The organism is bacterium (assembly GCA_036504735.1).
In the GTDB taxonomy this organism is placed as follows: Bacteria; Electryoneota; RPQS01; order RPQS01; family RPQS01; genus DASXUQ01.
Genome location: DASXUQ010000001.1, coordinates 65,893 through 85,915 on the forward strand (window position 1 = coordinate 65,893; position 20,023 = coordinate 85,915).

Sequence of the window (20,023 nt, forward strand, 5' to 3'; positions counted from 1 at the left end):
ATCATATATCCGATCTGGAGCAGGGGCGGGAAGTCCCGGCATCAAGGCTGCGTCATACGACCGGACGTCGGCCTTGGATCAAGCGAATCAGGAGTATTACAATCGCCACTACCAGCAAGATATGAATAAATCCGCCGAGCGTGTAGGATGTCACTAATCCCAACAGCCATAAGACCAGGAGTATGACAAAAATTGTCCACAGCATGGTTGTATCCTTTCCCTCATAAGTAATCCGTCATCGCGACGGTCACAATCACCGTGATGCGGCCATCTGCCCGCCGCAGCATGTCACGGTCTTGCTTATTTTACCGAACCGTTTGGCTGGATGTTCCCCTGCACCCGGTTCGTCGTTGCCGCTAAATAGTTGACTATAGTCTGATATAGCCTGACAAAGAGGAAGCGCGGCCACGGCAGCGCCTCATTCTATTCCGCTCGGGAGGCCAGTGGAAACTGCGCCGCCTTCGCATAGCGGCCGCTCTCCCGCCGGACTTCCGCTTTGCTGACCGCTTAGCGGTTGTACATCATCGTTTCTTCTTCGACGTCCACCGCCTGCTCATTGATGATATTTTCGGCGATCTCCGTCAGAAACAGATCGGTCTGCTTTTCCTCCTCGAGAATATCCTCGAGGATCTCGGCAACCTGCTCGTGCCCCAGCAGAACGGCCCAGGTGCGGAGGCAGCCATAGGTGGCTATCTCGTAGTGCTCCACCTTCTGCGCCGCGGCGATCAGGGCGGCGTCTTTCACCGCATCATCCCCGTCTTCATCTATGATCTCCTGGCCCTCTTCGATAATCCCCTGCATCGCTTCGCACTTCTTCCCCTTGGTGGCCAGGTTCAGCATGTCAAAGACCTCCTCCAGACGCTCAATCTGCATCCGTGTCTGATCCAGATGCTCCAGAAAAGCATCCTTCAACTCCGGCGACGCGGCGGCATTGCACAACTTGGGGAGCGCCTTCATCACCTGGTGCTCCGCATTGTAAACGTCCTTCAACTCATTGATGAAGAGTCCTTCGAGGGAGTCCAGCATCTGCATTTTCATAATAGCCTCCTTTTTACGCATGACTATGGGGTTTATGGAACGCGTGACCGCATGAGCGTAACTATTCAACAACAGCCGTGCTCAAGGACAACGTCTCGGATTACCTGCGATAAACATCAACCGGAATTCAGCCGCTTGGGCGTGCATGGTCGAGGATGTAAAGATATAAACAGGAGAGATGTGGATCGCTCTGTTCGGCCTGCGCGGCGCCCGGCGATCCGGCGGGATGGAAAGGAGTACGTCTCCGCTTCCATCTCCGCCTCTTTCCACGTGATGACAAATTTCCAAGTTCCCAACCGGAAGAAACGATGAACGCGGAACAATCAGCCATGCGTCCTCTTCCCTTTTCCCCTGAACAAAAGCGGCGAGCACATTGCCCGCCGCCACACCACATTCTTGTCATTCCGTTCCGCTTCGGAACAGAATCCCAAACCCCATCGGTATCTTCTTTCCTATTTCCCATTTCCTATTTTCCCAAAGACAACCCCCATCTCTTCCCCCTGCGAAATCCCCTCCACCACAGAGAGCGTTCCGGAGTACGCCACCACCTGATAATACATCCCTCCGGCAAACTGCACCGCTCGAGGGTGCACATAGCTCGTGCTGCTCGTGAAACCGTGATAGTAGAACGGCCCGCTCCCTGTCGGAGAATAATAGACCAGATATGCCGTGGGATAGACCGGACATCCATTGACAGAATTAGATACCGGTTGCCAGGTGAGCACCGCATCCTGTCCCTGAACCTGAATCACCACCTGCGGACTTTGCGGGGTCGAGATCTGCATCCCCGTAAGGGCCACATGCACAAAGCCGCCTGCTGTGTTGGAGGCATCGCTGCGAATGGATAGTGTATCAAGTTGTGTGCCGTCCGTCACCGGGTCATAGGTCAGACGGATGTTACACTGACTGGTATCCCCGGCATTGAGAGTGAACGAGTCCGGGCACAAACAGATGCGTGAGAAGATCCCGCCCAGGAGCGGCTGAGGACGGAAGACCAGCGCTGGTGACGTGCCGATGTTCTTAATCAGGAACGTGGCGCTGGCGGTGAGCGGGCACTCTACGGTCCCGGCATTCCACATCAAGACCGGTGTGTTCGGTGCCGCCGGCCTCACCACCACAATGCGCCCGGCCGAAGCGGTGATCTGAAAGTCTGCATCCGAAACATCTGAAAAAGTGTCCGAGACCGCCGACACCCGGATCCGACAATGATTCGACAAAGGATCCGTGATGCGAATCACTTCGTTACCGTCATTCGGAATATTCCCCGCGAGGGATTCCCATTGGCCCGTGGGATAATCGCGGTTCAAATCAAGGTTCACATTGCCGACAAACCCCGCGCCGTACCACTGCACAGTCGCCCAGTGCTGAATCGTCAAGACCTCCCCGCCATTTGGAGAGGCCAGGCGAAGGCTCGACGGAATGCTGTCCAGTGTCGCGCACAGACATCCGTCGCCCCGAATAACCTGATAGTAGCGATTATAGGCCCAGTCATACTGCCAATCCTGTATCACATGCACAAATGTCGTCGGATCACAGTCGACGTTGCAGCTTCCGTTCTGATTGCATCCCGGATGAAAACTGACCGCCGGCACTCGCCCCTGTGGCAGCGGCTGCACCGAAATCATGCAATCCCTGTTGTTGTAACCGCAGAATTGAATGCACGTCGAGTGGCCCACGTCCTGCACGTTAAAGTTCACCACATCGGTCGGCAGTCGTTTACCTGTCACCGTTTGACAGGCAGGACCCCATCCACACAGATTGTAACCCACCACGTAGTAAGTGAACGTCTCCCCCGGATTTACATTCACATCGGTAAAGGTCGTCTCATTTGCCGCCGTCGTACCAATGTTGGCCCAGTAGTAGTAGTACCAGCGATACACGGTGTAGCTATCCTCGCCGCCCAGATCATTCCACCGCAGAGCCACGACGTCGCAATTGTCGCTGGACGCGCTGAGACCCGTCACTGCAGGAAGAATTACTGGACGCAATCCATTATCCGCCGCCGAGACTGCGCCTGCGCCACAGCGGTTGTAAGCCACCACCGCGTAACTGTAGGTCGTACCCGGCACCGCGTCATAATCGGCCCAGGATGTGCCGTTTGTACCAAGAACCGCCATGCGCATCCCGTCACGCCGCACCTGAAAACTGTCTTCGGAAGCTACATCATTCCATGTGACCAGCACGTAGCTGCAATTATTCTCACTGGCGGTCACTCCCTGCACCTGCGACGGCAACGCAATGCGCACTCCGCTGGCCGTGGGACTAACCTGTCCTGATCCACACGGGTTGGATGCGCGCACCGTATACCCAAACGTTCCCACGGACACCGTCGTATCGGCATAGCTCGTCGTGTTGGCACCGAGATTTGCCAGCAGTTGCCCGTTGCGACGGAGAACATACGTTGTCTCATCATTTACATCGGACCACGTGATCACAATTCGGTCGCAGAGATTGTTGGTCGCCGCCACTCCGCTGACCTGTGCGGGTATTCCTGTGCGTGTGCCCGTAGCTGGGCTGCTCTGCGCCCCGAGGCCGCAGGCACTCTTCCCGGCAACACTGTAGCTGTGCGAAGAATTTGCTGCGGCAGTCGTATCCATCATAAATAAGGTGAGTGGTCCAGTAGCACCCAAGCGCACTCCGTCACGGTAGACAATGAAACTATCGGCTCCGCTGGTCGCAGCCCAGGTGATTGTGATTGCCGCACAGGTTGTTGTACTGGCGCCAATACCCGTCACTTGTGGAGGAGTAATCGTGCGGAATCCCGTATTGTAAAGGGACGCGCTGGACAGCCCGCAGGCATTCTCCGCTAAGACCCAGTAGCGGTACACGACTCCGATTTGGCTGTTAAGGTCATGGTAGGATAAGACGTTTGCGCCGAGGTAAGCGAGTTGCATCACCTCGCTGCCATCAGCGCGGGATCTCCAGACCCGGTAACCGGTCTCAGCAGATTGGTCGTTCCAGGTAATGACTGTCGAATCGCACAGCCCGTCACTGGCCAGCACTCCCTGCACCTGAACCGGCGGTACAATCGCCCGTGCATAGACCGATTCCGATGGTGTGCCTTCTCCGCAGACCGCGCTCCAGCCGCTTACTCGGTATTCCGCCAGCGACGTGTCAGAATTCGCGTAATAGAAACTCCGCCCGCCCGGCTGTCCCCCGGCCGCTACTGTACCCACTCGGATCCCATTGCGCCGGATTAAGAAAGAATCGGTGCGCGCCGCATAGGTAAAGCTCCAGTAGATACTCACCCCTCCGCATGCAGCCCCAGCACCAACGTTTAACGGTATCTGTGGAGGAATGCAGTTCATGCAAGGGCTATTATCACATACCCACGGCCCCAGTTCATATTCGGAAGGCCCGATGGTCGGAGTGAAGATATTCGAATAATAATGCCGTCCCGGAAGGCAGATGCGAACATAGAACCGGTTGGGATTGGGCAAGCCACCGTGCGAGCAGAAGTACCAGTCCGCCAAAAGAAACTGACCCGGCCACAGCCCAGTATCCTGCGAATTCATCATGAAGGAGTTGAGATTGACCGTTCCCATCGGCCCGTCTTCGCAGTTCGGCGGTGTGGAGCACACGACGGCCAGTGAATCCTCTGGACCGATTCCGGGAGGATTCCGATCCTGCATGATCTCCAAGATCGTTCCGTCTGCCAAGGGATGCCCACCCCCACCGCACAGGCTGTCTAATTGCTGATCGGTCTCCATCAAGGCTATACAGAAATCCTGTGCCTTGACTCCCCCCGCTATCACCAGCAGAACCAATCCCAGCCAAAGTGTTCTCATAGCCATGAATTGCTCCAAATGCTTAAATCATAACCAAGCTACGACATTCGTGTGATACTGCCCATTCATTAGACGATCCTTAGCAAGATACCCACAACCCACTTCCGCAGCCTCATCATCCCTTCCCTTGGGTAGATCGCCTTCACCCCATTTCCGTGCGTGTGCGCGACGCGTGGACGTATCAATCTACGGCTTATTCTACCGGAAGTCAAGGTTTGACGGGGTCATTAATCAAACAGGCTGCGAAATACTCTTCGCAGCCTGTTTCCGCTTAATTCCCGCGTGACAAGGTGGTTACTTCAGCAGCACCAGCTTCGTCGTCCGCACAAATGCTCTGGCCTCCAAACGGCAGAGATAGACTCCCGCAGGCAAGGCCGCACCGTCGAACTGAATCGTGTGCGTTCCGGCCGCCTGCATCTCATCCACCAGTGCCGTCAACTCCTGACCGAGAAGATTGCTCACCGTCACCGACACGTGACCCGCGTGCGGCAGCGTATACGCAATCTGGGCCGCCGGATTGAAGGGATTGGGATAGGCCCTAAGCCCATAAGCCGCCGGCCTCAGCGCCGCTTGGCCTGCCCGGTTGGGTTGCGCCGTTCCCTGTAACCGCACCGCTACCACGCTGTCCGCCGCGTCGCTATGCACATACAGGGTGTCTGCATACTCCCGTGCCGCCGTCGGAACAAACCTCACCCGAACAACCACCGAATCGCCCGGCTCCAAAACCTGCGCCGTGCCGAAGTCCGCATGGAAATCCGCCGGAAGAGTGATGCGGTCCACCGTCAAATTGCCGTTTCCTGTGCTCGAGATCCGCAGCGGCAATATCACGCTGTCTCCCACAACCGTCTCGCCGAAGTTGAGCAGCGCAGGCGTGACCGAGATATGGGGAACAGTGACCACCGCATCCGGCCCGGTCTTCACAAGGTAAAAATCATCCCCGCCGGCGCCACGGGATGTTGTGAACCCCGCAACCACATAGCCGCCGTCTGCCGTCATCCGCAGGCAATTAGCCTCCTCCGAGCCGTTGCCGCCATAGGTGCGGGTCCACACGGTCTGCCCCTGTCCGTTCAGCTTCACCACACAAAAATCCCGCGCCGTCGCCATGGAGATCCAGGTATATCCCGCAACCACATAGCCCCCGTCCGGAGTTTCCCGCACCGAGTAGGCGGCATCCGGTTGAGTGCTGCCAAAGACCCGGGTCCAGAGGGTATCCCCCTCACTATCCGTCTTCACCACATAGACATCTGTGTAACCTGCTCCGTAAGATTCGGTGGAGCCCGCGATCACATAGCCGCCGTCCGCCGTCTGCCGGATAGAATAGGCATTGTCGTCCTGCCGTCCGCCATAGGTCCGGGTCCAGAGAGTATCCCCCGCGCCGTCGGTCTTCACCACATAAATGTCCCTGAAGCCTGCGCCGAAGGACAGGGTAAACCCCGCGATCACATAGCCGCCGTCCGCCGTCTGCTGAATGGAACTGGCGCCGTCATTGCCGCCTCCACCAAAGCTGCGGGTCCACAGAGTATCGCCGTTCGCGTTTGTCTTCACCACATACATATTCCCCAGCCCCGTGCCGAAGGATGTGGTGTGGCCCGCCATCACAAAGCCACTGTCCGCTGTCCGCTCAAGAGCCACAGCATAGTCGTCACCGCTCCCGCCATATGAACGCGTCCAGCTTACGACGCCCTGCGAATTCGTTTTCACCAGAGACACATCACTGTGCCCTCCCCAGGGAGTACTGCTTCCCACCACCACAAATCCGCTGTCAGGCGTCTGCTGAATATCGTAGCCCAGCTCGTCGTTGTCTCCTCCGTAATGGTGAGACCAGAGTGCGGTTCCCTGAGAATCCGTCTTGACTACATAGAAATCAAGATCGCCCGCTCCATAACTGTCGCTGTACCCCGCAAGCACGTAGCCACCGTCCAAAGTTTGCTGAACCGATTGGGCAATATCCCACTGGTTGCCTCCATACGTGCGGGTCCACAACGTGTCGGGCTGAGGCTGCGCAAACATCTGGCCGACGCAAATCAAGGCCGCCGCAATAGCAAGTAGCTGTCTCATGTTCTTTCCCTCCGTGCTTAAGTTGCAGTAAACGTTCTCACTCAAAGCTGCGAAATCTTCGCGGTTCAATTTACGGCACTTCCCACCAAAAAATCAAGTTTTGTTCTCTAATTTTTCAAAAATTCCCCAAAATCCCCTTCCCGCCCGAATATCCTCCCACACCGCCGTTCCCGAGGCCATCCCTCCACCCCCGCACCTCCATTTCCTAACCCCCTATTCTACGCTCCCCCACCCCCTTGTTTTTCGGAACATTTGTTCATACATTACGTCCCCCCTTTACGTGGGGATCAAGGGGGGTGCGCAAGGCCGCGTCCGAGTTCGAGCAGCAGGCGGCGAGGCTCAGGTTTCTCCCCTTTCCCTATTTCATGGGGAAAGGGGTGGGGGATGGGGGTCTGAGGGCACATACAAAGGGGGATAGAGGTCTGCCACGCTACCAAGAATAAAACGCTTAGGAAATCACCCTGTTTTTGCCATTTTTTCAGCCTTTCAGTCCGCCCTTCGGGCGAGATCTCGCTCTGCGGACCTATCAGATTTTCAGCATTTTCCTAAGGTAACGGGGTTCGTTCGGTACAAAAACATTTTTCTGTTAAGAGACCCCTTCGCGCTACTTCCCTCCCATCGAACTAACCGGCACGCTCCGTCGTACCGGATTCCCCGGTGCGTGCTGCCCTCCGGGCTGACGGTCCGCTGAAGGCGAGATCTCGCTCCGCCGGACCAGAGGCCGCCGCTAGGGATACGTCTTGGGACCGCGCGGTATTCCCGCGCTGTCCCCCCGGCGAAGCCGGCCCCGGGTCCAACGCCCTGCGTTGGTGGTTCAAATGGCTCAACTTCTGGGCGAAAAGAGCCGATAAGATAAATGAGACCTTCTATTTATTCAAATGCAGGTGGTCCATATGCCCGGGACGATTCTTGTTATCGATGATGATGCCGATATCCGCCGGCTGATCCGCTTTGCCCTCGAAGAGCATGATTACGAAGTGATTGAAGCCAATGACGGGGAGTCCGGGCTGGCGCAGTTTACCACGGTGCTGCCCGATCTCTCGATCATCGATGTCGGTCTGCCGGGGAAATATGACGGTGTGGATGTCCTGCGGTTCATGCATGATGTGCAGGCCCGCCATCCGGTGCTGATTATCAGCGGTCAGGCCTCTCCTGAAAAGGCCGTGGAAGCCATGAAGCAGGGTGCGTTCGATTATCTGGGCAAACCGCTCAACCTCGAAAAGCTCTCGCTCCTGATTGAGCGCGCGTTGACCTTTGCCCGCAAAGATACCGAACTGGAGCGGGTCACCGAGACCACCAAGGCCACCTTCGGGTTTGACCGCCTTATCGGCTCCTGCGGGTGCATGCAGGATGTCATCAACACCGCCCGCAAGGTGGCCACCGTGCCCTTTGCCACCGTGCTGCTCACCGGAGATTCCGGCACCGGCAAGGAACTCATTGCCCATGCCATTCACCTTGCCAGTTCCAATGCCAAGGAGCCGTTTGTCGAGGTCAACTGCGCCGCCATGCCGGAGAACCTGCTCGAAGCCGAACTCTTCGGTTTCGAAAAAGGCGCGTTCACCGATGCCAAGGCGCGCAAACGGGGCCTGTTCGAAGTGGCCTCCGCCGGAACCTTCTTCCTCGATGAAATGGGAGACATGCCGCCCAATTTGCAGGTCAAACTGCTGAAGGTAATCGAAGAGCGCAGTTTCCGCCGCCTCGGCGGCACCCAGACGCTGAATGTACAGTTCCGCCTGATCGCCGCCACCAATGCCGATCTGCACGAGCGCATGGCCGTCGGCATGTTCCGCCGTGATCTCTATTACCGCCTGAATGTGTTTACCATTCACCTCCCGCCGTTGCGGGAGCGGGGCCGGGACATTATCGAAATCGCCGAGCACTTCGTGCGGCACTTCAACAAAGAGTTCGGCAAGACCATGGACGGCATCTCGCCCGATGCACAGCAGGTGCTGCTTGCCTATGACTGGCCGGGCAATATTCGGGAATTGCGCAATGCCATCGAACGCGCGGTGTTGATCAGCGCGGCCAATGAGATCCGTCCGCAGGATCTGGCCATCAAAGTACGCTACAAACCGGCCCCCGTGCTTCCGGTTCAGCCAACCGTTTCGGCCATCGAACCGCCGCCCGTCGCTGCCACCAATGGCAACGGGGATGGCCTCGAGATTAAAATTCCGCAGCACGGCGTGAATTTCGAGGAGGTCGAGCAGCAACTCATCCGTATTGCCATGCGCCATTGCAACAACAATGCGTCCGCCGCCGCGCGTTTCCTGCGCATGACGCGCGAAACACTCCGCTACCGCCTCAAAAAGTTCGGTATCCGCGAAGAAGCCGAACGGTCCGAATAAACAAAGCGGGCGAACCTCGAAAGGTTCGCCCGCTGCACGTCCATATCATCGAGAACGCAGAGAACAGAAAGCCATCAGCCGAAAAAGGGAGACCTTCTTTCCGCGTTTCAGCCTTTGCTTCAGACGATCTTATTCGCCGATGAGGGTTCGGGCCACTCCACTTCGGAAGGCCGCACAAAGAACTTGATCCCGTCCTCGATCAGCTCCTTGGTCACATGATAAAGCACCACGGGGATCGCGGGGATCACTTCCAGAAATTCCCAGAAGAGGTTTGCTCGCTGCATAAGTCACCATCCTCGCCGATTAGATTGTTCATTACAAATCATACTTACTAAATCGCAGCCTATCCCATTACCATCACGGACTGGTTCACATCTGTTCTACTCCAATATACAGCTTATTTGTTTCAGCGCAACAGCAAAACGGACAATCGGCTCCGCTTGCAAAAAAGATTTCTGATCAGTTCTCCGGCAAACATCGCTATGCTCTGCTTCTTCCCGGAACCTGAGTTGACGGCCACAGAAAAAGCCCGCTCTCGAATGCGGAGCGGGCTTTGCAGATTGCCTTGCTGGGGGACAGGGACTCGAACCCCGACTCTCAGATCCAGAGTCTGATGTCCTGCCAATTAGACGATCCCCCAAGGGAATGACGATGGGCTACTTGTGAAAAAACACCCACTCGTCGAAGGCGAGGCAAATATACGGATATTTCTCACGCCGCGCAAGCCTGTCAAGTACCAACACTGGCCAGTAATTTGCTCTGGAATTCCATGTGAACCATAGAAAAAAACAGCATGTTATAAACAAGTTTAGGGAGTGCCACGGTGCCGCCCATTCTTGAAGTCCCACGATCCTCACGCTCCGCTGATGGTAACTTGCGTCTGGACAGTATGTTAGGACTGTTCCACGGTGTGGCCTGTCTCCTCGATCCGGAGGGCTCCATTCAATCCGCCGGAGAGAATTGGGATGACCTCCTGGGCCGCACGGGGAGGCCAGATCTGCTACGCAACGCAATTCTGGGCAAGCCCTTCCTCGAGCTGCTTCCCGGCGGTGACGAGCCGCGCACCTCCTTCTGCTTTGCACTGGCATCCCTGGCCGAAGGCAAACAGCGACAACTCGTGCAGGCCGCCGACTACGGCAGCGCGGGCCGGCCCTTTACCCTCACGTGGGTGTTTCATCCGCTGACCGAGGGCGATAAGCTCTCCGGGTATGTGGTTCAGGGGATCGATACGACCCAGGAGACCGTGATCCGCATGGCGCTTCTGGACCGCGAACGGCGGCTGCGGGAACTGAAGGCGATGTGTGAACGGCAGAACGATGAGATCGGCGGCCTGAAGAAACGGCTGGAAGGCAGGATTGCCGGGCACGATGACGCCATCAGCAACCTGTTGCAAGCGTTCGAGCGTGATCCGCAGGCCTTCCGCGAGGATCTTTGCCGGTTGGCAACCGAGACCTCTGGCGCGATGTTCGCGACCCTCGCGGCCTTTTCCCCGGCGAAGAACGGCTTCCATTTCACGGCCCATCACGCCGCACCGGATTTCCACCGTTTTGCCATCGGCGCGGATGCCTTTGAGTTGGAAGCCGGGGAAGGTCCAGCGGGGATTGCGGTGCAGAATGGCTGCGCCACCAAGTTCGACCATCTGCCGGAACGCGAGGATTTTGCCAAATGGGCACCGCTGGCCCGCGAATACGGTTACAACTGCATCTGGGCACTTCCTCTGGACGATGCCAGCGGGCTGTATGGCGCGCTGCAACTGTTTTTCCCGGAGCAGGACAAGCCGCTGTCGGTCGAACAGTATGCCACTTTGGCAGCCATGTGCCAGCATGCGGTACCGCTGCTGCGAGCTTCGGACGCGTGGCGCTCGCGCGTGGTTGCCGAGCCGCAGGCCGCGTCGGCAGAAAACAAGCCTGACAGTCTGCGCGCCCTGGCGGCAGGACTGTCCGAGGAATTCGGCAATCTGCTGACCGGAGTGCTGGGCCACTCGTCCCTTGCCGTGGCGGAGATCGGAGACAGCCACGCGGCGCTGAATGATATTCACGCGATTGAGCGCGCCGCGCGCAACGCGGCGCGGCTGACCCGGCGGCTCTCGGCCATTTGCGGCACGGCGCGGCGAGCGTCCACTCCGCTGGATTTGAATCACTATCTCAAGCAATATGTCGAGCGCGACCGCGCGAACTTCTTCGGGGACGGCCCGGCGCAGCTTGCCTTGCCCGGAATATCCTGTCCCGCGCGGGTGGATGTCGGCACGGTGGAAGTCATGCTGGACGGCATGGCCGAACATGCGCGGATGGTGATGAGCGGCGGCACACCGGCCTGGACCCTCACCACGACCGAGGATACTCTGACACTGACACTCACTTATGAAGGCAATACATCAGTGCCCGTGGGTTGGAATGATGGTGGAGTTCCTACGCACAGCCACGCGCCGATTCCCGAATTGCTGTTTGCCCGCGAGGCCGCGCGAGTGCTGGGGGGAGAGTTGACCTTCGGTGAAGATGGAATGACCGCATCGCTGACACTGTCTCTGCCACTGGTAAAGGCTGCCGTGCAGGCCTGAATGACTTTACGAAAATAAAAAGGGACGCCCTGTGACGGTGCGTCCCTTTTTTTGTGCGGGTTTTCCTATTTGAGCAGCATCATCTTCTTGACCTGACGCAGGCTGCCGGTTTGCAGCACCGCAAAATACAGACCGGAGGGATGGGCGTTGGCGTTCCACGTGACGGTGTGCGCGCCGGCCGTTTCGGTCTCATCGAGCAGTGTATCCACATGCTGGCCAAGGATGTTCAGCACTTCAAGCTTGATATGCGCGGCCTGGTTCAACTCGAACTGAATCTGCGTGCTGGGGTTGAAGGGATTGGGCGCATTCGAAAGGCTAAGGACTAAGGGATAAGGGCTCACATGAGATTCCTTTGCCGCTGCCGGGTGCACAGGAAGGCGCAGGCCGGGGTCGCCAAGCAACATAGAGCCGAAGGTGGTTTGCTGGACAGCGCGGTTTGCATCGAAGCCATTGGGATTGGCGCGCACAAATTCATCGAGACTCATCCGCCAAATGTCACTCAGCGTTTGCACGGAGTCGGAGGTTGCCAAACGGGCATTGATACGGCGAAGTTGGAGACCGGCATTGGCCCACATCCAACTGGAGACACCGATGCAGGCGATGGCCCCACCGTCGGGATTAGAAAGCAGCGAGGTGGCAATCGTACCCGCCCTATAGATGCCGGAGTACCGTTCGACATCATAGGAATAGCCGGCAAGAATTGGCAGGCGGTGGCCATTGGCCAGTGAATCGAATGTTTCGGCCAGGAGCATCATTCTTGCCGACCAGACGCCAAAGCCTCCGTGGCCGACGTACGTCAACAGGTAGCTTCCGGCGTTCATGTGGGCGATAATGTCCTCGCGGCTGCCGTACCACGGGTCCTGCGGCGGAACGTCGGGACAGTCGCGCTCGATGGTGTAGCCCGCACCGACCTCATCGGCGATGGGCTGACCATGATCCTGCCAGAAGCTGAAATAGGGATCCGAGTAATCAGCGATGATGTGCACCCGCCGCTGCCAGTCTTCACTGGACGGAGTTTCGTAAGCGGTGATTTTGGAATAGTAGTTCCAGAGTGCGCCGGAATCGGGATCCCACGGCAGACGGCCAACCGTGAACAGGGGCAGATGATTGTTCGAATCGGGATCGGTAACGTAGAAGTAATCGGAGATGTAATACTGGTGGTACCAATGCTCTCCGGTGGAATCCGCCCAGAAGCTGGAATCATCTTCCACATGCGAAGGAACCACATTGTGGAAGCCGATGATGAAGACGTCCCGCAGCCGGGGTTGCTGCCAGTTGCGGTAGGCATACCAGAGAAAATTCTTCAGAGTGGAATCGGCGGAAGTCCCGGTGTCGAATTCTGCCGCAATACTGTCGGTGGAGATCACGCCCACGGTGCGGCCATTTTGATTACGCCAGTTGGCCAGATCGTGGATCCAGGAATTGTTTTGCAGAACGTCACGCGTGGAAATGATCAGATAATCGGCGCGGTTGGCGGTATCGTGCAAGTTGGCTAAGGAGGTCGAGCAGAGCAGCAGGGCAAGCAGGAGGAGTGCGGATTTATAGGTCATGTGCGGGGATCTCATTTGAGGAGCATCATTTTCGTAACGTGACGGACCGAACCGGCTTCGAGCACCGCAAAGTACAGGCCCGAAGGATGATCGGCGCCACTCCAGGTGACGGTGTGGCTGCCGGCGATCTGCGGTGCATCCACAAGGGTGGCCACATGCTGGCCCAGCACATTCATGACTTCGAGCTTCACGTGTTCGGTCCGGTTCAGTTCGAATTGGATTTGCGTTGACGGGTTGAAAGGGTTCGGGTAGCAGGAAAGGCTGAGGGATGAAGGCTGGGGGGCGAAATCCTTCGTGTCCGCGTGGATGGCGGGAAGGCGCAGGCCGGGATCGCCGAGCAGCATTTCCCACATGGCGTGTATATCGGGAGAAGGGCTTATCGCCGCTGCATACCGCCACACGTCTCCCAGTACTCTTGGTGTGTCCGCCGCGGCCACTTGAAAGAAACTCTGGCGGTACATCACCGTTGTCATAACGAAGCAGAAATTGCTCATTCCGAAATAGGCAATGGCTCCGCCGTCGGGATTTTCCAGCAAGGCGCGCGGAATGCCGCTCACCGCGAAGTCATTCACGTTCACATCGAGTTCAATCCCCAGTACAATGGGCAGCCGGGCACCGTTGGATAGCGTGCGGAGGTTTTGGGGCGTCAAATGCAGCCCGGAGCCCCACGTTCCGAAGTCCGCCCGGCTGAAGGGCGCAACGATCAGACTGCCGTCATTCAGATGCTGCATGATGCCGGAACTGTCCCCATGCCACGGATCGCCCTGTGGATGGTCACAATAGTCGCGGGTTACGGTGATGCTGGAGTTCAGATTGACAATAGTGCCTTCCGACGCATCCTCGAAGTTGAAAGCCTGGTCCCGAAAATCGGCGATGAGTTGCAGGCGGGTCTGCCACGGAGCTTCAGGTTGGGACTCGTAAGCCACAACCTTGCTGTAGTAGTCATAGAGTTGCGGCGTCTGCGACGGGCTCCACGGCAGGCGGCCCACGGAGAACAGCGGCAGCATGGGCGAGTTTTCACGCACGGCATAGTAGTAATCCGTCAGTGCAGCCGCGCCGCCGGTGCTGTCAATGTGGCTGGGCACCAGATCGTGCCAGCCGATGATGAAAACGTCTCGCAGGTGCGGGGCGCTCCAGTGATCATAGACATAAAACAAAAAATCCTTCAGAGTGGTATCTGAAGGAAGGCCGTTCCCGAATTCGGTCCAGATGCTGTCCGCGGCGACGATCATGGCCGTGCGGCCATGCTGGCTGCGCCATGCCGCAAGCTGCTGGATCCAGGGATAACTTTGCAGAAGGTCCGCCGGGGCAATGATCAGGTAGTCGGCGGCTTGGGCGGGGTCGTGCAGGTCCGCACCGGCTTGGCCCACGGTACACAGGATGAGCACCGTTACCGAGATGCTCGCAAAAAAGGTTCGCATTTTACCCTCGTTGTCAGAAGTTCTACTGTCTTCGTCAGTCGACAATCAAGCTCCGGCATGGTGCCGGAAGCTCGGGGCAAAACTTAACAACGAGTGGGGCGAACCCTCCTTTAGGTAATGTTTAAGCGGAAGGACAACAATTTATACTAATCTGCGGATAAAGTCAAGAACACTTTTCAGGAGGCATGCCTCTCCATCCGTGACTTTTTCTTCTTTCTTCATCCCTCCTGTTAGTGAGCAAGGGGCGTCCTTCATTCGACGATCATCGTCCCAGCTTTTCGTTCGCCGCCTAAGATCATCGGAAACCTTCCCCGTTTTTCAGGGTTAAATGCGATAACTGTTGTATAGAGGGCAGGAAGAAGTTCATAGATACCAAGCTCTTCGATTTCAAACAACTCTTCTTCGGGCTCCTTGTCATAGCGGTGGATAAGCAGTTGTGCAGGAAGGCCTGCCGAAACGGTGACTTCGGCGGGAGCCATTCGCCCGGCCAGCCGAATCTCAATACGTTGAAGTCCACGTTTATCAGCACCATAACTGAATTTCTTGCGGAAGAAGAGAAGCCACAGAATAAACGCGGCAATCGCAATTTCGACCAGTAAAACCCATGGATTATCGCCATTTGGAAGAGTCAGCACGGAGCCACCTCACTTTGCCGCGCCACGAATAGCCGAGGAAACGAGAGCATTGTGTTGCAAATTGCCTCGGTTGATCCATCGTTTTGCAGAAAATTATTGACATTAATCAGAGGAATTCGTATCATTAGCAAAACGGGAACTTTTCCGCTGTCCCGTATGTTATCAGAATGCAGCCAGTATGAGTTCGGAAAGACTGCTCAGAACGGCGAGCAAGAAATCATTCAGTGAAAGGACGATGTAGCCATGGTGATCCTGAACATTCAGCAGGCTGCGAAGTTCTTGGGAAAGACCCCTGCAGCCCTCCGCAACGGTTACAAGAGGTGGGGCGTGCCCCACTTCCGGCTTGGTGGTCAGATCAAGTTCACGCAGGAAGCACTTCAAGAGTGGGTTGCGAAGAACATGGTCGAAGCGACCGCTGAACCCAGCACGGAGCCTAAGAATAAACCCGCTGCGCCTGCCGACGGCCGTCGTAGCAAGCGGGGTTCAGTCAAGGCAGCTTCGCGCCCGTAGTTCTCAAGAGTTCTTCGTGGGCATAGCCCGCGCACAAAAAGGGTATTTCCGAAAGGGAATGCCCTTTTGTTTTGCCCCCGGGCAGGAAATAGGAAAGGTGAAATAGAAAACGCGATGGGTTGTGGATGTGGTCATTGTTGCGGGCCGGTCTAAGACCGGCCCCTACACCCGGCTCGGCGATGACGTCATGGCGGCTTCTGCTTTCCTATTTCCTATTTCTCATTTCCTATTTTTGTCTTCGAGCACCGTCTCGTCTTCGGCGCGCCAAGGCGGGTCGACGATGCAGAGAAACTCCAGATCGGCAGGGCCGATGCTGAAGATTCTTTGCGCGCTCCGCGGCGGAATGTAGATGGTATCACCGGGGAGCACATCGCGCTGCTCCCCATCGATTTCCACCCGTCCCGCGCCTTGCAGAATGTAATACACTTCACTGGATGCCAGCACGTGCAGCGATGACCAGTGGCCGCAGGCGAGCGTGGCATGAGCCAGGCTGTAGCTGAGCGGCAAAGGCTGCTTGTGCGGATGCAGCATCTCTCTTAACCGAGTGTGGTCACCGGCGATGAATTCGGGAAGCTCTGCGAGCCGCTGAATCAGCATGGGTTATGCTGCCGCCTTGCACCAGATTCCGAGATTGTAGCCATCGGGCGATTGCAGCACGGCATAAGATCCATAGTGATCCGGCAATTCCCCTTTGGGGCGCACAATCTTGCCGCCGAGACGCTGCACGAGGTCCAATGTCTTTTCAATGTCAGCAACTTCCACATAGTTCCAGAAGCCATTGATGTAGGGGACCTCATCGACCCGGGTGAGTCCGCCGATCTCCTGACCGTCTGGAGCACAAATCATCAGATAATCATCCCCATAAAAGGGCTGGAATTTCCACTGGAACAGCGCGCCGTAGAAGGCGCTGGCCTGGCGCAGATCACGTACGGGAAGTTCAACGTGTGCAAAAGTATACATGGCTGATACCCACAATTTGCCGGGATGCTGTGATCCCGGTGGTTGCCTGCTTGCGATAGCAAAGGGTTTCCGCCGGTGGCCGTGCAGTAGGGTGGAGCGCTGAAAATGGCGGTCGTGTGAACAGTAGCGTATTTCCTGCAAAATGTCAAGGTTTTTTCTGTCGTTGTGCCCCAAGGGAACTGAACAGACACCGCTATCGTAAGCTCTGTAGACCCACATAACAAGGAAAGCGGGATATGGAGCACTCCAAACCACATTTCGCCCCGCAGGCCGCGCGTCTGGCGGTTTTGGGGGGAATTTTCCTGCTGATGACATGGCTTAAGACTTCCGCCGCGGAACTGGGCGCAGGCGCGGCCATGCCATCCTTTTCCCTGACCGGCAGCAGCGGGCAGGCGGTGTCTTCGGACGGCTTCTCGGGCAAGCGCGCGGTTGTCGTTGTGTTTATGGACAGCCATTGTACCTACGGCCAGGCCTATCAGTCCCGGCTGATTGCTTTGCAGAATACCTACGGCCCGCAGGGTGTGCAGTTTGTGCTGATCAATCCCAATGCGACAGGCGGCAACGCGGCAGAGATGAAACAGCAGGCGGCCCAACAGAGTTACCCGTTCCCCTATCTGATCGACGAAACCCAGAGCACGGCGCGCGCCTTCGGTGCCACGCGCACTCCGGAAGTGTTTGTATTCGGCCCGGACCACAGGCTGGTCTACCGCGGCCAGATTGATGACAACACCGAAGAGAAGATGGTGCGCAAGCACGACCTGAAGATGGCGCTGGATGCTGCTCTCAGCGGCAATTCCAAAGCTATTGCGAACCCGGTGACGACGCCATTTGGCTGTACCATCAAATGGCAAGGGGCGACCCCTTGACCCCAACGCCGTGCGTTGGATCCCAAGGCCGCCTTCGGCGGGGGGACAGCGCGGGGGTACCGCGCAGTCCCAAGACGTGAGGCACGGAATCGGCCGTAGGGACACGATCCGCCGAGCGAGATCTCGGCTTCGCCGGACATGTCGTGCCCGTCTGCCATCCCACAGCCACAGAAAAAGGGCGACCCTCGCGGATCGCCCTTTTGTTTTTCTCTATCCTTTGTGCAACGGGCGGATGCAATCCGCCCCTACAGATTCGGAAAGGTTACTTCATCAGCAGCATCTTCTTCGTGGCGGAGAAGTTTGCAGCTTCCATGCGATAGATGTACAGACCGGAAGGCAGGTTGGTGGCGTCAAAGCTGACGGTGTGACGGCCCTGGGCCATCGTGCCGTGCGCCAGCGTGGCGACTTCCTGGCCGACCATGTTGTAGACCTTCATGCTGACGAAACCGGCTTCCTTCACGTCGAAGCTGATCGAGGTCGTCGGGTTGAAGGGGTTCGGGAAGTTCTGGCTGAGAACATAGTCCGTTACCGCGCCCTGGCCGGCTTCCGGCGTCGCGCTGACCGTACGCAGTTCATTGCGGCCGCCATTGACGTCCACGCCCACGAGGGTGTAGCTGTAGACCGTGCCGTTGCTGACGGTGTTGTCGGTGTAGCTGTACTGACGCTCGGTCGGGCCATTGCCCTTGCTGGCGATACGTGCGATGGCAACGCCGTCGCGCATGACTTCAAAATGATCGTTCTGGATTTCAGCGGCGGTGGCCCAGTTCAGGTCAACCGTGCCGTTACCGGAGCGGACGTCGAAGTTAGCCAGTTCCACGGACAACTGCAGATCGCAGATAATGTAGTCTTCAACTTCGCCGAGGAAATCGAGGCCGAACGTGCCGTGGGTAAGATTCGGGCAGCTCGCATCCGCAAGGCCGTAGCCGTACGCGCCCACAGGCTGGCTGGTCAGACGGAAGCGGAGAATGCCGTTATAGATGCCGTGATCGAAGTCGCCCGGATCGCGGAACGTGAAGAAATGGACGCCGGGGGTCACAGGCGCATCTTCAATCATCCACTCGGGAGCCTGGCCGTCGCAGAGGACGTCATCAAAGTCGCCGTCGAGGTTGCCGTCTTTCCACGCGCTCAGATACAGATGGCCGCCACACTGCGCGTATTCCGCGTAGTTCGGACCGCCGGTGACCTGTACCAGCACGGAGACCATTGAGCACGGGGTCCAGGGTGCGCCGAAGAAAGCCACGCCGTCATTGCCCGGATCAAGCTGCGCGCCGATGTTGTCACGACCCGCGCAGCATTCGCGCAGCGAGGTCGAACGGGGGCCGGCTTCACCGGTAACCTGCGGGCCAAGCCACGCAATGCCGGAAAGTCCATGACCCGGATTATTGGTCAGTGTCGGATAGTTGCACGCGTCGAGGTTACCCATATCCACCTGGGTGTACGGGAACGAACACTGAGCAAACGCCGCCAGAGCGATGACGGTCAGCGCAACAAAAAGAGCAAGAACTTTGTTCATGACTTCATCCTTTCCTTGATTCACATATTATCGAAGCTGACAAAAGCGTAGGATAGTGCGCGCATAATGTCTTGGCTCTTTTGGCGCCGGGATGAAACCCAGAATATTCAGGGTCGCCCCGCGTGATGCACGTCTACATTATGCACGGGCACAATTTAAATAATCAAAGTTGAAGTGCCAAGGCTTCCTGCGCATTTTCCTTTGATAATTTCCTGCACACTTAGACGCAGTGCAGTATGGTCAGTATAGTAACTACGAAAACCGCACCGGCAAGTGCAATTTTTCTGAAGTTAGACAATGCGGCTGACTCTTTTACCGACAGTATGTTTGCAGTGCAGCCTCAACTACCTATAGGGCGAGACTTTTTGCGCGCCCAAATAGACCGTATAGAGCGGTTATAACTGACCCGCACAAAGAGAGGCATTACGGCAACCTCGCGTTTTAGCCGCGCAACAGCCGATGCCTCGCCGCTGTTTTGTGGTCGAAGTATAGCTGAAGTAGCAAGGAAAGATTCTGCGCGCGGCCCCAAGAGCCGAATGTTTGCCATGGTTGGATCTGCCGTAGGGGCACGACATGTCGTGCCCGTCTTCAACCAAAGGACGGTGCCCGTCCGCCATCCCGCAGACACAGAAAAAGGGCGCCCCGCGCGGGTCGCCCTTTCTTGTGCTTCGGTTCTTGGTCAGCGGGCGGATCTAAGATCCGCCCCTCCGACAATCGCCCGGGGCGTTTACTTCATCAGCAGCATCTTCTTCTCGGCCACAAAGCCGTTCACGTTCAGGCGG

General features: G+C 57.2%; 15 protein-coding genes and 1 tRNA gene. 4 read left to right on the forward strand and 12 right to left on the reverse strand.

The annotated features are described in order from the left end of the window. Positions 1 to 52: 52 nt before the first annotated feature. The 4 genes from VGL38_00295 to VGL38_00310 all read right to left on the reverse strand — a co-directional run bounded on the left by VGL38_00295 (position 53) and on the right by VGL38_00310 (position 6,884). The gene (locus VGL38_00295) at positions 53 to 205 is read right to left on the reverse strand and encodes a lmo0937 family membrane protein (GenBank protein ID HEY3293855.1); all 153 of its coding nucleotides are present in this window, start codon (positions 203 to 205) and stop codon (positions 53 to 55) included. A 302-nt stretch (positions 206 to 507) separates the two neighbouring features. Further along, positions 508 to 1,038, reverse strand: coding sequence for a ferritin-like domain-containing protein (locus tag VGL38_00300; protein ID HEY3293856.1), 531 nt, complete (start codon positions 1,036 to 1,038; stop codon positions 508 to 510). Between the two features lie 452 nt (positions 1,039 to 1,490). Then, on the reverse strand, positions 1,491 to 4,832 hold the full coding sequence (locus VGL38_00305) for a fibronectin type III domain-containing protein (GenBank protein HEY3293857.1): 3,342 nt from the start codon (positions 4,830 to 4,832) through the stop codon (positions 1,491 to 1,493). A 288-nt stretch (positions 4,833 to 5,120) separates the two neighbouring features. Continuing rightward, positions 5,121 to 6,884 (reverse strand): T9SS type A sorting domain-containing protein, encoded by a 1,764-nt coding sequence (locus VGL38_00310; GenBank protein ID HEY3293858.1) that lies wholly within the window; start codon positions 6,882 to 6,884, stop codon positions 5,121 to 5,123. Positions 6,885 to 7,777: 893 nt separating this feature from the next. Here VGL38_00310 and VGL38_00315 point away from each other — a divergent pair. Then, positions 7,778 to 9,229 carry a sigma-54 dependent transcriptional regulator gene (locus VGL38_00315; protein HEY3293859.1) on the forward strand — a complete coding sequence of 484 codons (1,452 nt, stop codon included), beginning with the start codon at positions 7,778 to 7,780 and terminating at the stop codon, positions 9,227 to 9,229. 119 nt (positions 9,230 to 9,348) lie between these two features. Here VGL38_00315 and VGL38_00320 read toward each other — a convergent pair whose 3' ends face one another. Then, positions 9,349 to 9,513 carry a hypothetical protein gene (locus tag VGL38_00320; GenBank protein HEY3293860.1) on the reverse strand — a complete coding sequence of 55 codons (165 nt, stop codon included), beginning with the start codon at positions 9,511 to 9,513 and terminating at the stop codon, positions 9,349 to 9,351. 284 nt (positions 9,514 to 9,797) lie between these two features. Further along, positions 9,798 to 9,869: transfer RNA gene (locus VGL38_00325), tRNA-Gln, on the reverse strand. 249 nt (positions 9,870 to 10,118) lie between these two features. Here VGL38_00325 and VGL38_00330 point away from each other — a divergent pair. After that, positions 10,119 to 11,786: a hypothetical protein gene (locus tag VGL38_00330; GenBank protein HEY3293861.1), complete on the forward strand. Its 1,668-nt coding sequence runs from the start codon at positions 10,119 to 10,121 to the stop codon at positions 11,784 to 11,786. A 65-nt stretch (positions 11,787 to 11,851) separates the two neighbouring features. Here the strand turns inward: VGL38_00330 and VGL38_00335 are convergent, their stop codons facing one another. From VGL38_00335 to VGL38_00345, 3 genes are all read right to left on the reverse strand, one after another. Continuing rightward, positions 11,852 to 13,336 carry a C25 family cysteine peptidase gene (locus tag VGL38_00335; GenBank protein HEY3293862.1) on the reverse strand — a complete coding sequence of 495 codons (1,485 nt, stop codon included), beginning with the start codon at positions 13,334 to 13,336 and terminating at the stop codon, positions 11,852 to 11,854. Positions 13,337 to 13,347: 11 nt separating this feature from the next. Then, complete coding sequence (locus tag VGL38_00340) at positions 13,348 to 14,757, reverse strand: C25 family cysteine peptidase (protein HEY3293863.1); 1,410 nt, start codon at positions 14,755 to 14,757, stop codon at positions 13,348 to 13,350. Between the two features lie 251 nt (positions 14,758 to 15,008). Beyond that, positions 15,009 to 15,392, reverse strand: coding sequence for a cupredoxin domain-containing protein (locus VGL38_00345; GenBank protein HEY3293864.1), 384 nt, complete (start codon positions 15,390 to 15,392; stop codon positions 15,009 to 15,011). Positions 15,393 to 15,635: 243 nt separating this feature from the next. Here VGL38_00345 and VGL38_00350 point away from each other — a divergent pair, with 243 nt between their 5' ends. Beyond that, positions 15,636 to 15,902 (forward strand): helix-turn-helix domain-containing protein, encoded by a 267-nt coding sequence (locus VGL38_00350; protein HEY3293865.1) that lies wholly within the window; start codon positions 15,636 to 15,638, stop codon positions 15,900 to 15,902. Between the two features lie 219 nt (positions 15,903 to 16,121). Here VGL38_00350 and VGL38_00355 read toward each other — a convergent pair whose 3' ends face one another. Both VGL38_00355 and VGL38_00360 read right to left on the reverse strand, forming a co-directional pair. Beyond that, positions 16,122 to 16,499 carry a cupin domain-containing protein gene (locus VGL38_00355; protein HEY3293866.1) on the reverse strand — a complete coding sequence of 126 codons (378 nt, stop codon included), beginning with the start codon at positions 16,497 to 16,499 and terminating at the stop codon, positions 16,122 to 16,124. A 3-nt stretch (positions 16,500 to 16,502) separates the two neighbouring features. Next, positions 16,503 to 16,862 carry a VOC family protein gene (locus tag VGL38_00360; protein HEY3293867.1) on the reverse strand — a complete coding sequence of 120 codons (360 nt, stop codon included), beginning with the start codon at positions 16,860 to 16,862 and terminating at the stop codon, positions 16,503 to 16,505. 236 nt (positions 16,863 to 17,098) lie between these two features. Here VGL38_00360 and VGL38_00365 point away from each other — a divergent pair, with 236 nt between their 5' ends. Continuing rightward, positions 17,099 to 17,728, forward strand: a complete 630-nt coding sequence (locus VGL38_00365; GenBank protein HEY3293868.1) for a thioredoxin family protein — start codon at positions 17,099 to 17,101, stop codon at positions 17,726 to 17,728. Between the two features lie 262 nt (positions 17,729 to 17,990). Here the strand turns inward: VGL38_00365 and VGL38_00370 are convergent, their stop codons facing one another. After that, positions 17,991 to 19,241 (reverse strand): T9SS type A sorting domain-containing protein, encoded by a 1,251-nt coding sequence (locus VGL38_00370; GenBank protein HEY3293869.1) that lies wholly within the window; start codon positions 19,239 to 19,241, stop codon positions 17,991 to 17,993. Positions 19,242 to 20,023: the final 782 nt, after the last annotated feature.